12 protein-coding genes are annotated in these 13660 nt (G+C 65.1%); 8 read left to right on the top strand and 4 right to left on the bottom strand.

The features are described from left to right. Positions 1–155: 155 nt before the first annotated feature. From NTD82_RS27690 to NTD82_RS27725, 8 genes are all read left to right on the top strand, one after another. Positions 156–1088: a LysR substrate-binding domain-containing protein gene (locus NTD82_RS27690; protein ID WP_095155330.1), complete on the top strand. Its 933-nt coding sequence runs from the start codon at positions 156–158 to the stop codon at positions 1086–1088. A 183-nt stretch (positions 1089–1271) separates the two neighbouring features. Continuing rightward, the gene (aldA, locus tag NTD82_RS27695) at positions 1272–2696 is read left to right on the top strand and encodes an aldehyde dehydrogenase (protein ID WP_095155329.1); all 1425 of its coding nucleotides are present in this window, start codon (positions 1272–1274) and stop codon (positions 2694–2696) included. Between the two features lie 126 nt (positions 2697–2822). Beyond that, positions 2823–4142: an MFS transporter gene (locus tag NTD82_RS27700; protein ID WP_095155328.1), complete on the top strand. Its 1320-nt coding sequence runs from the start codon at positions 2823–2825 to the stop codon at positions 4140–4142. Position 4143: 1 nt separating this feature from the next. After that, positions 4144–5361, top strand: a complete 1218-nt coding sequence (locus NTD82_RS27705; protein ID WP_262131015.1) for a mandelate racemase/muconate lactonizing enzyme family protein — start codon at positions 4144–4146, stop codon at positions 5359–5361. Between the two features lie 54 nt (positions 5362–5415). Next, on the top strand, positions 5416–7023 hold the full coding sequence (locus tag NTD82_RS27710; protein WP_262131016.1) for a GMC family oxidoreductase: 1608 nt from the start codon (positions 5416–5418) through the stop codon (positions 7021–7023). A gap of 226 nt (positions 7024–7249) precedes the next feature. After that, entirely contained in the window at positions 7250–7798 is a 549-nt protein-coding gene (locus NTD82_RS27715; RefSeq protein WP_262131017.1) for a chalcone isomerase family protein, read from the top strand. A 1-nt stretch (position 7799) separates the two neighbouring features. Further along, positions 7800–8342 (top strand): DUF3833 domain-containing protein, encoded by a 543-nt coding sequence (locus NTD82_RS27720; RefSeq protein ID WP_095155324.1) that lies wholly within the window; start codon positions 7800–7802, stop codon positions 8340–8342. Beyond that, positions 8335–9873: a cryptochrome/photolyase family protein gene (locus NTD82_RS27725; protein WP_262131018.1), complete on the top strand. Its 1539-nt coding sequence runs from the start codon at positions 8335–8337 to the stop codon at positions 9871–9873. Before NTD82_RS27720 ends, NTD82_RS27725 begins: the two co-directional genes overlap by 8 nt. 5 nt (positions 9874–9878) lie before the next feature. Here NTD82_RS27725 and NTD82_RS27730 read toward each other — a convergent pair whose 3' ends face one another. Genes NTD82_RS27730 through NTD82_RS27745 form a run of 4 tightly spaced genes read right to left on the bottom strand, consistent with a single transcriptional unit; the run spans position 9879 to position 13659 of the window. After that, positions 9879–10367 (bottom strand): DUF2878 domain-containing protein, encoded by a 489-nt coding sequence (locus NTD82_RS27730; protein WP_262131019.1) that lies wholly within the window; start codon positions 10365–10367, stop codon positions 9879–9881. Position 10368: 1 nt separating this feature from the next. Further along, complete coding sequence (locus NTD82_RS27735) at positions 10369–11628, bottom strand: SAM-dependent methyltransferase (protein ID WP_262131021.1); 1260 nt, start codon at positions 11626–11628, stop codon at positions 10369–10371. Then, a complete protein-coding gene (locus tag NTD82_RS27740; RefSeq protein WP_262131022.1) occupies positions 11603–12415 on the bottom strand; it encodes a DUF1365 domain-containing protein in 813 nt (270 codons plus the stop codon). Before NTD82_RS27740 ends, NTD82_RS27735 begins: the two co-directional genes overlap by 26 nt. Then, positions 12412–13659, bottom strand: a complete 1248-nt coding sequence (locus tag NTD82_RS27745; protein ID WP_262131024.1) for an NAD(P)/FAD-dependent oxidoreductase — start codon at positions 13657–13659, stop codon at positions 12412–12414. The genes NTD82_RS27740 and NTD82_RS27745 overlap by 4 nt, the downstream gene beginning before the upstream one ends. Between the last annotated feature and the right edge of the window lies 1 nt (position 13660).

Genomic DNA, 13660 nt, shown 5'->3' on the forward strand with positions numbered 1-13660 from the left:
GTTGCCATCAGGCGTTTGCGGGACAAACGATTAAATCGAGAGACAAACCTGCGTTTAACGCAGGTTACTGCCTGAGAATTTTGTCGGCTTTGTAGGAAGAGTCCTTGTCGCGTGGAATACTGCAAACCTTGTCAGCCGTCTTCCGAGCGCCTTCCATGAAACGCAAAATGCCAGGTCTCAACGCACTCAAAGCCTTCGAGGTGGCCGGTAGCACCGGCAGCTTCACCCGCGCCGCCGAGTTGCTCAACGTCACCCAGAGCGCGGTCAGCCGTCAGGTGCGGCAACTGGAGGAGCAACTGGGCGAGCATCTGCTGCAACGCCGGCATCATCACCTTGAGCTGACCAATGCCGGGCGCGTGCTGCTGCGGGCGCTGCACCAGTCGTTCGACAAGATCGAGATGACCGTGCGCAGCATCCAGCAGAAAACCCATTCCAACCGCCTGCACCTCAATGCCCCGCCGACCTTTACCAGCCGCTGGCTGATGCCACGGCTGGGGCGCCTGCGCGAGCGCCACCCGGAGCTGGAACTGAGCATTACCACGCGCTTGCAGGACAGCCTCGCGGAAACCGCCACCCTCGATTGCGCGATCCGCTTCGGCAACGGCGAGTGGGATGGCCTGGACAGCTCGTTGCTGATTCAGGAGCGGCATATCGCCGTGTGCGCGCCGTCGTTGTATGCCCGGGAGGAAGACGAACAGGGCATCGACCTGAACCGCATGACGTTGCTGCATGTGCTGGCCCGCGAAGACCAGCGCTACCTCACCTGGAAACACTGGCTGGACGCCGCCCGCATCAGCGGCGTGGATACCCAGGGCGGCTATGAGTTCGACCTGCTGGACCTGGCCATCCGTGCTGCGGTGGATGGCCTGGGCATCACCATCGCCGACTGGCACATGGTCGCTCCCGAACTGGCCGGCGGACGGCTGACCCAGGTGCTCAACGTGCATGTGGACGGGCATCAGTCCTACTGGCTGGTGACCCGCCCGGAACAGCGCGATGCGCCGCAGTTGCAGTTGTTCAGCCAGTGGCTGCAGGAGGAAATCTGGCTGGCGCAGCGGCAGTTGGAGCCGTCTAGTCCGGCTGTTTGAGATGACTTTCTGGGGCTTCATCGCTGGCGTGTCGGTGCGCCGGGCCGCGGCGATGAGGCCTTGGAAAATACCACTAACATGCCTTTTTCGAATGTTCCCCTGCGCTATTAATCGTTTGTCCATCCGCCCCCGAATCACAACACTGCCCGTCAATAACAACGTGACAACGATGGGCAACCCACGATGCGAATCGAGCGAAATTTTGTTGATGGCCACTTCATCGAGCCTGCCGGCGCGGCACTGATTGCGGTGCAGGACCCGGCCACGGAAAGCGTGGTCGGCCAGGTCGCGGCGGCCACCGTAGAAGAGGCCATCGCCGCTGTCGACGCCGCTGCCGTGGCGCAGAAAACCTGGGGCAAGCTGACCAGCATCGAGCGCGGCGAGCATCTGCGCGCCTTCGCCGACGCCCTCGACGCCCATGCCGTGCAGATCGGCGAGGCGCTGGCCGCCGAGTCCGGCAAGAGCCTGGAAGACGCCAGCAACGAGGCCCGCTACGCGGCGCAAATCACCCGCTACCACGCCGAGTGGGCGCGGCGCATCGAAGGCGAGATCATCCCCAGCGACACCCCCGACGAACGCCTGTTCCTGCACCGCGAGCCGATCGGCGTGGTGGCCTGCCTGATTCCGTTCAACTACCCGGTCTACACCCTGCTGCGCAAAGTCGCCCCGGCGCTGATCGCCGGCAATACCGTGGTGGTGCGGCCGAGCAACAACACACCGCTGTCGGCCTTTGAAATTGCCCGCGCCGCACAACAGGCCGGCCTGCCAGCGGGCGTGCTGAACATCCTGACCATGGACCACGCCACCGCCGCCAGCCTCTGCACCCACAAGGCGGTGGGCCTGATCACCCTGACCGGCAGCGTCAACGCCGGGCGCATCGTCCTCGATTACTGCAAGGAAAACATCGCCAAGCCGTCCCTGGAACTGGGCGGCAAGACCCCGGTGATCGTCGAAGCCGACGCTGACCTGGAAAAGGCCGCCAACGATATCGTCGGTTCCAAGACCACCCACTGCGGCCAGTTGTGTACGGCGGTGGAGCGGGTCTACGCCCACGAAAGCGTGCACGACCGCCTGCTGGCGCTGCTCAAGGAGAAATTCGCCGCGGTGCGTTTCGGCGACCGTGCCGAGGATCCGCAGCGGATGGGGCCGCTGGTCAACGCCGCCTCCCGGCGCAACATCCACGCCATGGTCGAGCGCGCGGTCGCGGTCGGCGCGGTGCTGGAGACCGGCGGTTTCATTCCGCAGGGCCCGGGTCATTTCTACCCGCCGACCCTGCTCAGCCACTGCCGCCAGGACATGGAAATCGTCCAGGAAGAAACCTTCGGCCCGGTGCTGGCGCTGCTGCGCTACCACAGCATCGACCAGGCGCTGGATATGGCCAACGACCACCAGTTCGGCCTGTCGTCGGTGCTCTACACCGAAAACTACCGCACCACCATGAAGGTCGCCGCCGCCATCGAGGCCGGCGAGTTGTATGTCAATCGCACCCCGGCCGACCCGTACCAGGGCTTCCACGCCGGCTGGAAACGCTCGGGCCTGGGCGGCGATGACGGCAAGCACGGAATGCTCGAATTCACCCAGACCCGACTGGTGGTCATGAAGTACTGAAGCTGCAAGCTTCAAGCCGCAGAGCTGCAAGCAAGAGCCGTGCGTGGTGCGTTTTTCTTGTGGCTTGCAGCGTGAAACTTGTCGCTGTGAACCCGCTATACCAATAAAAACAATGAGGTCTCAAGAATGTCCAAGCATGCTGCCAATGCTGCTGTCCAGGGTTCCGCCGCCCCCGTCGCGGGCGCCAGCGACAAGGGAAGTCGCTATTTCCAACTGATGCTGCTGGTGCTCGCTGCCGGCGCGATCTACCCGATCCTCTACCTGCGGCAGGTCTACCAGACCACCATGCTCGAGGTATTCCAGATCAACCACAGCGAGCTGGGTTACCTGTACTCCATGCTCGGCACCCTCTTCCTGCTCAGCTACCTGCCCAGCGGCTGGCTGGCTGACCGCATCGCCCCGCGTTTCCTGATCTTCTTCTCGCTGGTGGCCACCGGCGCGCTGGGCCTGTGGTATTCCACCGCGCCGTCGATGACCGGCCTGCTGATCATCTTCGGCTGCTGGGGCCTGACCACCGGCCTGACCTTCTGGGCCTCGGTGCTCAAGCGGGTCAAGATGATCGCCCGGCACTCCGAGCAGGGCCGTTTCTTCGGCATCCTCGACGGCGGTCGCGGCCTGGTGGAAGCGCTGCTGGCCACGGTGGCCCTGGCGCTGTTCGCCTTTGCCACCGAAACCCGCGGCGAATCGGTCGCCGAAGGCTTCAAGCATGTGGTCTACCTGTACTCCTTCACCTGTATCGCCATCGGCTGTGTGCTGGTGCTGCTCAAGGACCCCAAGTCCATGGAAAGCACCGAGGCGGTGGAGAAGGGCAAGTTCAACCTGCTGAGCGACCTCGCGACCCTGGTCAGGATCCCCGAGCTGTGGCTGGTGACCGCCATTGTGTTCTGCGGCTACCACATCTTCTGGGCCACCTACAGTTTCTCCGACTACCTGCAAGGCAGCGGCATGACCGCCGTCATGGCCGGCACCATCACCACCATCAAACTGTGGATGCGCCCCATCGGCGGCATCGGCGGCGGCTGGCTGGGTGACAAGTTCAGCAACGTCTCGGTGCTGATCGTCGCCATGCTCCTGGCCACCCTGGGCATCTTCGGCCTGATCGTCTTCCCGGCGCTGAACAGCCTCGGCCTGCTGATCGCCACGGTGATCTTCATCGGCCTGATGACCTACGCCATCCGTGGCCTGTACTGGGCAATCCTCGATACCTGCGCCATTCCGCTGCGCATCACCGGCCTGGCGATCGGCATCGTTTCGGTGGTCGGCTACCTGCCCGACACCTTCATTCCGCTGATCAACGGTTACCTCACCGAACACTACCCTGGCGCCCTGGGCTACAAGCTGTACTTCAGCTACATCGGCGCCGTGGGCCTGATCGGCACCCTGGCCGCGGTGGCACTGCGGGCCCGGGTCAAGCGCAACAACCGACTTCAGAACACAGGTGCCTGAGATGAAAATCGTCGCTCTCGAAACCCATATCGTCGCCGTACCGCCACCGCACATCGGCGGCATGTACTGGCTGTTCGTCAAGCTGCGCACCGCCTGCGGTATCGAAGGCGTCGGCGAGATCTACGCCGCCACCTTCGGCCCCAAGGCCATGCTGCCGATCATCGAGGACGTGTTCGAGCGCTACCTGCTCGACCAGGACCCGCACCACATCGAGCGTTTCTTCCGTCAGGCCTATTCGAGCGGCTTCACCCAGCGCCCGGACCTGACCATGATGGGCGTGGTCAGCGGCCTGGAAATGGCCTGCTGGGACATCATCGGCAAGGCGGCGAACAAGCCGGTCTACGAACTGCTCGGCGGCAAGGTGCATGAGCGCCTGCGTTCCTACACCTACCTGTACCCGGTCAACAGCCAGGGCGAGTACGACTACGACGACCCGGACCTGGCCGCCGAATGCGCGGTGCAGAACATGAACAAGGGCTTCACCGCGGTGAAGTTCGACCCGGCCGGCCCGTACACCGCGTACTCCGGGCACCAGATTTCCCTGGAAGTGCTGGAGCGCTGCGAAACCTTCTGCCGCAAGATCCGCGAGGCGGTGAGCGACAAGTGCGACCTGCTGTTCGGCACGCACGGGCAAATGGTGCCGTCTTCGGCGATCCGCCTGGCCAAGCGCCTGGAGAAGTACGACCCGTTGTGGTTCGAAGAGCCGATCCCGCCGGGCCAGGAAGACGCCATGGCCCAGGTGGCCGGCAAGACCAGCATCCCCATCGCCACCGGCGAGCGGCTGACCACCAAGTACGAGTTCTTCAAGCTGCTGCAGGCCGGCGGTGCGTCGATCCTGCAGATGAACGTGGCGCGCTGCGGCGGCCTGCTGGAAGCGAAGAAGATCGCCAGCCTGGCCGAGGTGTACTACGCGCAGATTGCCCCGCACCTCTACAACGGTCCGATCGGCGCGGCGGCCAGCTTCCAGCTCGCGGCCTGCACGCCGAACTTCCTGATCCAGGAAAGCATCGAGACCTGGGGCGGCTTCCATGCCGAAGTGCTGACCAGGCCGCTGCAATGGGAAGACGGCTACATCATCCCGTCCAGCGAACCGGGCCTGGGTGTCGAGCTGAACATGGACGTGGTGCGCAAGCACACGCCCTACACCGGCCAGCGCCTGCACCTGCAAATGGCACCGACCCCGGCCGACGTGCGCGACACCTCGCCGGCCAAGGGCTGACCCGACGCTCGCCCGGCAACGGGCGGCGCTCACTCTGACTTACGCGGTAACTGCATGACTTACGACTACATCATTGCCGGCGCGGGTGCTGCCGGTTGCGTCCTCGCCAACCGGCTGTCGGCCTCGGGCAAGCACTCGGTGCTGCTGCTGGAAGCGGGCGGCAAGGACGACTCGTTCTGGTTCAAGATCCCGGTCGGTTTCGCCAAGATGTATTACAACCCGACCTTCAACTGGATGTACTACAGCCAGCCGCAGAAGCAACTCGCCAATCGCGCCATCTACGCCCCGCGCGGCAAGGTGCAGGGCGGTTCGGGCTCGATCAACGCGATGATCTACGTGCGCGGCCAGGCCCATGATTTCGACGACTGGGCGGCCAACGGCAACGACGGCTGGGGCTTCAAGGACGTGCTGCCGTACTTCCGCAAGCTGGAGAACCACCCGCTGGGCGACAGCGCCTATCACGGCGGCAGCGGGCCGATCAGCATCACCCCGATGAAAGGCCAGACCCACCCGATCTGTGACGTCTTCCTCAAGGGCTGCGAAGAGCTGGGCTATCCGCGCAGCGAAGACTTCAACGGGCCGAAATTCGAAGGCGCCGGCATCTACGACGTCAATACCCGCAACGGCCAGCGCTGCTCCAGCAGCTTCGCCCATCTGCACCCGGCGCTGAGCCGGGCGAACCTGACGATCGAACACCATGCGCTGGTCGACCGGGTGCTGTTCGAAGGCGATCGCGCCAGTGGCGTGCTGGTCAGCCAGAACGGTGTCAGCCGCAGCTTTATCGCGCGTAAGGAAGTCATCCTCTGCGCCGGCGCCGTGGATACACCGAAGATCCTGCAACTGTCCGGGGTGGGCGACCGCGCGCTGCTGGACAAGCACGGCATCAAGCAGGTCAGGCAACTGCCGGCGGTGGGCCGCAATCTGCAGGATCACCTGTGCGTCAGCTACTACTACAAGGCCAATATCCCGACCCTCAATGACCAGCTCGGCTCGTTGCTCGGCCAGCTCAAGCTGGGCCTGCAATACCTGTTCACGCGCAAGGGCGCGCTGGCGATGAGCGTCAACCAGGCGGGTGGCTTCTTCCGTGGTCAGGAGGGCGAGCAGAACCCCAACCTGCAGTTGTATTTCAACCCGCTGTCGTACCAGATCCCGAAGAACAACAAGGCCAGTCTCAAGCCCGAACCGTACTCCGGCTTCCTGTTGTGCTTTAACCCGTGCCGGCCGACCAGCCGAGGTCATGTCGAAATCGCCTCGGGCAACCCCCGCGATGCGGCGCTGATCGACCCCAACTACCTGAGCACCGAGAAAGACATCGACGAAGTGATCCAGGGCAGCCGGCTGATGCGCAAGATCATGCAGGCCCCGGCGCTCAAGGGCATTACCGTCGAAGAAGTGCTGCCGGGCCCGGCGGTGGACAGCGACGAGCAGATGCTGGCGTACTTCCGCGAGAACAGCGGCTCGATCTACCACCTGTGCGGCACCTGCGCCATGGGCGCCGACGAAGCCAGCTCGGTGGTGGACAAGCGCCTGAAAGTGCATGGCCTTGATGGGCTGCGGGTGATCGATGCGTCGATCTTCCCTAATGTGACCTCCGGCAACACCCATGCTGCGGTGTTGATGGTGGCGGAGAAGGGGGCTGATCTGGTGTTGGCGGATGCCTGATCACCTCGCGACGGATCATCGCCCCGACAAGCTCGCTTCTACTGTGCAAAACGCTGTAGGAGCGAGCTTGCTCGCGATGCGCCGCCTATGCGGCGCTCGTTCCTGAGAACACCGACCATCTGCCAGCCTGCAAGAAAACCTCTACAGAAATGAACCCGCTCAGGCTAAAGTTGTACAAGAGAATATACTTGTACAATATTTCGCAGCGCTTTCGAGGTTCTTTCACATGCCCAGCACAGGCTATCACCGGCGACGCACCCTGCTTTCGCTTTGCCTGTTGCTGGCAATGACCGCCAACGCAGCCGCCGACTGGCGGCCCGCATTGCCCGATGCCCGGCTGGTGGGCAGCGGCGAATTCACCTGGTTTGGCCTGCGCCTCTACAGCGCCCGCTTGTGGAGCCCGGTCACACCGCCGGACCTGCAGCAGCCCTTCGCCCTGGAACTCATCTACCACCGCTCGCTATCCCGGGACACGCTGGTCGAAGCCAGCCTCGAGGAAATGCGCCGCCTCGGCGACAAGACCCTGGACGCCGCCACCCTGGACCGCTGGACCGAGGCCATGAACGGCGCCTTTGTCGATGTGCGTCCCGGCATGCGCATCACCGGCTTGTATCTGCCGGGACGTGGCTGCCGTTTCTATGTCGACGGCGAGCTGCGCCGCGAGGTTGACGACGCCGCCTTTGCCCGTGCGTTCTTCGCCATCTGGCTGGACCCGCGGGCCCGTGATCCACAACTGCGCCAGCGCCTGCTGGGGCAGGCCGATCGAGGAGAGTGACATGCGCAGAATCCTGATCCTGCTTGGCTGCCTGCTGCTGGGCAGTTGCGGCAACGTCGATGTGCAGACCTATGCCAAGGAACAACCCGGCCTGAACCTGGTGGCGTTCTTTTCCCGCCCGGTCCAGGCCTGGGGCATGGTGCAGAACCGCTCCGGGGAAGTGACCAAGCGTTTTCATGTGCGCGTCGACAGTCGCCGCGAAGGCGAACGGCTGATCCTCGACGAGCGTTTCGTCTACAGCGACGGCACGCGCCAACAGCGCACCTGGACGCTGACGCCGGACGGCCAGGGTCGCTGGCGCGGGCGGGCCGGCGATGTGATCGGCGAGGCCGTTGGCGAAGTGGCCGGCAACGCGCTCCACTGGCGCTATCGTTTGGACGTTCCGGTCGATGGTCGCCACTGGGAGCTGGATATGGACGACTGGATGTACCTGATGGACGAAGACACCCTGATCAACCGCACCAGCATGCGCAAATTTGGCGTGGAAGTGGGGCAGGTGACGCTGTTCTTCCGTCGCCTGCCGGAGGCGAACGCGGGTGACTGAAGCTGCCCGGCTCGGCTTGGTGCTGGGTGACCAACTGTCGTTCGACCTGGCGTCGCTGCGCGCCCTCGACCCCGCCCGCGACGTGCTGCTGATGGCCGAGGTGGAGGGTGAAGCACGCTACGTGCCGCACCACCCGCAGAAGATCGTGCTGATCTTCAGTGCCATGCGCCATTTCGCCGAGGCCCTGCGTGAGCAAGGCTGGCGGGTGCAGTACGTGCGTCTGGACGCCCCGGACAACAGCGGCAGCATCGCTGGCGAACTGTGCCGCTGGCGTGAGGTGTTCGGCGCGGACGAAGTGCACCTGACCGAGTGCGGCGAATGGCGGTTGGAGCAGGCCCTGCGCGAAAGCGGATTGCCGCTGGTGTGGCATGCGGACCGGCGTTTTCTCTGTTCGCGTCAGGCGTTCGGCCGCTGGGCGGCGGGTCAGTCGCAGTTGCGCATGGAGCACTTCTACCGCGGCATGCGCAAACGCAGCGGCCTGCTGGTCGAGCCCGACGGCAGCCCGGCCGGTGGCGCCTGGAACTACGACAGCGACAACCGCAAGGCGTTGCCCCGTGGGCTGCGCGGACCGTTTCCGGCGCATTTCGAGCGTGACGCGATCACCCGGGAGGTCATCGCCCTGGTGGGCGAGCGCTTCGGTGACCACTACGGCAGCGTCGAAGCCTTCGACTACCCGGTGACCCACGATCAGGCCCAGGCCCTGTGGCAGCATTTTCTCGACTTCGGTCTGGCGGCCTTCGGCGACTTCCAGGACGCCATGGCCGAGGGCGAGCCGTTTCTGTTCCATGCGCGCATCAGCGCGGCGCTGAACATCGGTTTGCTGGACGTCCGCCAACTGTGCGCCGACGTCGACAGCGCCTATCGCCAGGGGCGGGTGCCGCTCAATGCGGCCGAGGGTTTCATCCGCCAGTTGATCGGCTGGCGCGAGTACGTGCACGGCATCTACTGGCTGCGCATGCCCGAGTACGCGCAGCTCAATACCTTCGATAACCAGCGGGCCCTGCCCGAGTTCTACTGGACCGGACAGACCGGCATGCGCTGCATGTCGCAAGTGATCGGCCAGACCCTGGAGCTGGGCTACGCCCACCATATTCAGCGGCTGATGGTCACCGGCAACTTCGCGTTGCTGGCCGGCATCGTGCCGTCGGCGATCTGCGAGTGGTATCTGGCGGTCTATCTGGACGCCTTCGATTGGGTCGAACTGCCCAACACCCTGGGCATGGTCATGCATGCCGACGGCGGCTACCTCGGGTCCAAGCCCTACTGCGCCAGCGGGCGCTATATCCAGCGCATGTCCGACCACTGTGGTGCCTGTCGCTACCGGGTCGAGCGGGCGGTGGAGGAGGACGCTTGTCCGTTCAACGCCCTGTACTGGCATTTCCTCATGCGTCACCGCCAGCCGCTGGCCGATAACCCGCGCCTGAGCATGATCTATCGGGGCCTGGACGCGATGGACAGCGCCCGTCGTGACGCCTTGTGGCTGCGCGGCGAGTCGCTGCTGGCGCGGCTGGATGCCGGGGATGCGCTATGACGCGCTCAGCGCCATGCGGAGAGACGCAAGCACAATGGCAGCCAGAGCGCCCATAGCGGCGCCAGCAGCAGTGCGGTGTTGAGGTTGCCCAGCGGCAGTTCGATACCGGCAAGACGGGCGCCGGCGAGGTAGGCTGGCGGCGCGCCGAGCATCCCCAGCAAGGCCCCCCACCAGAGCGGACGTGCGGCCCACGCCAGGCTGTGGCGCATGCCGCTGGCCAGCACCAGCCAGAGCAGCGCCAGCCACAGCGGCAGCGGCGTCTGGTCGAAGGCGAAAACGCCAATCGCCCCCAGCCCGCTGTCCAGCAGGCAACCCGCCAGGCCGACCCGCAGCAACGCCGCCAACTCGGCTTTCGGGTTGTCGCAATAGCGCACATGAATCAACAGGCCGATCAGTACTGGCAACAACAACCACGGCCGCTGCGCGCCGAGCACGCAACCCCACCAACCCGCCTGCAACCACAGGGCATTGCCGAGCAGCCAGGCGCGGGACACCTCAGGCGCCCGGCAGCGGCGCTCGCCGCGCAGTCGGACCGGCCCACAGCAACTGGGCGACGCCAATTGCCCGCTCTTCGAAACCGCCCTGGCAGTAGCACAGGTAGAACTCCCACAGGCGCTGGAAGGTTTCGTCATACCCCAGCTCCAGCAGCGCAGACCGGGACTGGTTCAGGTTGTCGCGCCAGTGCCGCAGGGTACGCGCATAGTCCTGGCCGAAGTCTTCCATGTGGATCAGGTTCAGCGCGGTCTGCCGGCTCGCGGTGTCCAGCAGCACGCTCAGCGAGGGCAGGGCGCCGCCGGGAAAGATGTAGCGCTGGATGAAATCCACCGAGCGCCGCGCCTGGGCGTAGCGCTGGTCGCGGATGGTGATCACCTGCAGCAGCATCAGGCCGTTTTCCTTCAGGCGCGCGGCGCATTGGCGGAAATAGGCGGGCAGGTAGCGATGGCCGACTGCCTCGATCATCTCGATCGACACCAGCTTGTCGAAGCTTCCGCGCAAGTCGCGGTAGTCCTCGCGCAGCACCGTGATGCGTTGCTCCAGGCCCAGCGCTCGCACGCGGTCCTGCGTGTGTTGGTATTGGGCGTCGGAGAGCGTGGTGGTGGTGACCCGGCAGCCATAGTGCGTGGCCGCGTGAATGGCCAGGCTGCCCCAGCCGGTGCCGATTTCCAGCAGGTGCTCATCGGCCTGCAGGTCGAGCTTGCGGCAGATGCCGTCGAGCTTGTTCAACTGCGCCTGTTCAAGGCTTTGTTCGGGGCTTTCGAACTGCGCCGCCGAGTACATCATGGTCGGGTCGAGCAGGCGTTCGAACAGCGCATTGCCGAGGTCGTAATGGGCGAGGATATTGCGCCGCGAACCGCGGCGGCTGTTGCGGTTGAGCCGGTGCAGCAGGCGCAGCGCCGGGCGGCCGAGGCGCGCCAGACCGCTTTCGAGGGCGTCGAGGACCTCCAGGTTGGCGACGAACAGGCGGGTCAGCGCCGCCAGGTCCGGGCTGCGCCAGTAGCCGTGAATGTAGGCCTCGCCGGCGCCGATCGAACCGTTGCTGGCGACCAGGCTCCAGGCTGCCTCGTCGGTGATTTCGACCTCGGCCTGCAATGGACTGTCGGCATCGCCGAACGTCCATTGGCGGTCATTGCAGGTCAGGCGCAAGTGACCCTGGCGCAAGCGCCGCAGTTGCGCGAGCACCGCGGTTCTGGCCAGGCTGCCGAGCAGCGGGCTCAACCCGGTGGACTTGCTAACGGTCAGGGTGGGAATGGACATGCTCGGACTCCTCGCGGGTGTGTCGGCCAAGTCCCAGGCTGTCCTGGCTGGCGTGGTGGTCATGCAGTGGGGTGCGTTTGAACAGCAGGCGCAGGGCCTGCCAGTAGATCGAGGTCACCGTGCGCAGGCTCATCCACGGAAACGCCAGGATATGGCGGCGCAGGGATGTGGCCGTGAGTGCCTGGCGGCTGAGGGCGAGGTCGGCCTGGAACACCTTGTGGCCCTCGCGCCAGTTTTCCATGTGGATGCGAATGTGCTGCGCATCGAGGAAAAAGCGCAGGCGGTAATCCATGTCCAGCGGCATGAACGGCGAGACATGAAAGGCCTTGGCCACCGCGAACTGCCGGGGTCGCCCGGCCTGCACCGGCAGCACGTAGTGGAAGCGCTCGCGCCACGGCGTGTTGCGTACTTCGAGCAGGATCGCCGCCAGGCGCCCGTCGCGGTCATGGCAGAAATAGAAACTCACCGGGTTGAACGACAACCCCCAACTGCGCGGCTGGGTCAGCAGGTGCACGGCGCCTTCGGGCGTTTCGCCGGTGGCCTGGCCGACCAGGGTGCGCGCAGCATCGGCCAGCGACTGGCCTTGCCGGGTCAGGGCGGGCAGGAAGTCGCGCTCGCGCCAGCTCAACGGCGCCAGCAGCGAGGTGCCGAGCCAGCGTGACAGGCCGAGCAGTTGCGGTTGTTCGTCCAGATCGACGTAGAGCATGCCGACCCGGTAGCGAAACGCATGCACCCGCGGGGTCAGGCGGCGATGGCTGACCCAGCCGTGACACAGGCTGCTGTTCACAGGTGTTCTCCGAAGTGTTCGGCGACCCGCAGTGCGCTGGTCACGCCGTCTTCGTGGAAGCCGTTGGCCCAGTAGGCGCCGCAGTAAAAGCTGTGTTGCTGGCCCTGTAATTCGGCGTGACGCGCTTGCGCCGCCACGGCCGCGAGGCTGTATTGCGGGTGGGCGTAGTCGAAGCGCGCGAGTATCTGCGCCGGGTCTATTTGCGCGGTCTGGTTGAGGCTCACGCAGAAGGTCACCGGCGCCTCGATGCCCTGCAGGATGTTCATGTCGTAGGTCAGCGCGGCCGGTGCCTGCTGCGTACCGCCGAGGCGATAGTTCCAACTGGCCCAGGCCTTGCGCCGCCTTGGCAGCAGGCGCGTATCGGTGTGCAGGACGACCTCGTTGCTGGCGTAGCGCAAGGCGCCGAGCACTTCGCGTTCGGCGCCACTGGGCGCGTCGAGTAGCGCCAGCGCCTGGTCGCTGTGGCAGGCGAACACCACGCTGTCGAAACGCTCGGGTCCGTTGCTGCTGGTGAGGGGCACGCCGCCTTCGTCGCGGCTGACCCGGGTTACCGCGCAGTTCAGCCGGATACGCTCGGCGAACCTCCGGCACAGCGGCTCGATATAGCCGCGCGAGCCGCCCTCGACAACCCGCCACTGCGGGCGATTGCTCACCGACAACAGGCCGTGGTTGCGGCAGAAACGCACGAAGAATTGCAGAGGGAAACCGAGCATGTCGGCGCGCGACATCGACCAGATCGCCGAGCCCATGGGCACGACATAGTGGTCGATGAAGCGCTGGCCGTAGCGCTGCGCCCGCAGGTAGTCGCCGAGGGTGGTGGCGGCGTCGATCCGTCCGCTGTCGAGGTCGGCCAGCACCTGGCGGTTGAAGCGCAGGATGTCGCGCAGCATGCCCCAGAAACCCGGCGACAGCAGGTTGCTCCGCTGGGCGAACAGGCTGTCGAGGTCGTGGCCGTTGTATTCGAGGCCGGTTTGCGGATCGTGCACCGAGAAGCTCATCTCGGTCGGCCGCGAAGCCACGCCGAGGTGATCGAGCAGGCGAATGAAATTGGGGTAGGTCCAGTCGTTGAACACGATAAAACCGGTGTCCACCGCGTAGTGCTGGCCTTGCCACTGCACATCGACGGTGTGGGTGTGGCCGCCGATCCAGTCGGCGGCCTCGAACACCGTGATTTCGTGGCGCCGGGACAGCAAGTGGGCACAGGTCAGGCCGGCGATGCCGCTGCCGATGATGGCGATACGCATG

Origin of the sequence: Pseudomonas sp. 5P_5.1_Bac1 (assembly GCF_025466015.1) — a bacterium.
GTDB lineage: Bacteria > Pseudomonadota > Gammaproteobacteria > Pseudomonadales > Pseudomonadaceae > Aquipseudomonas.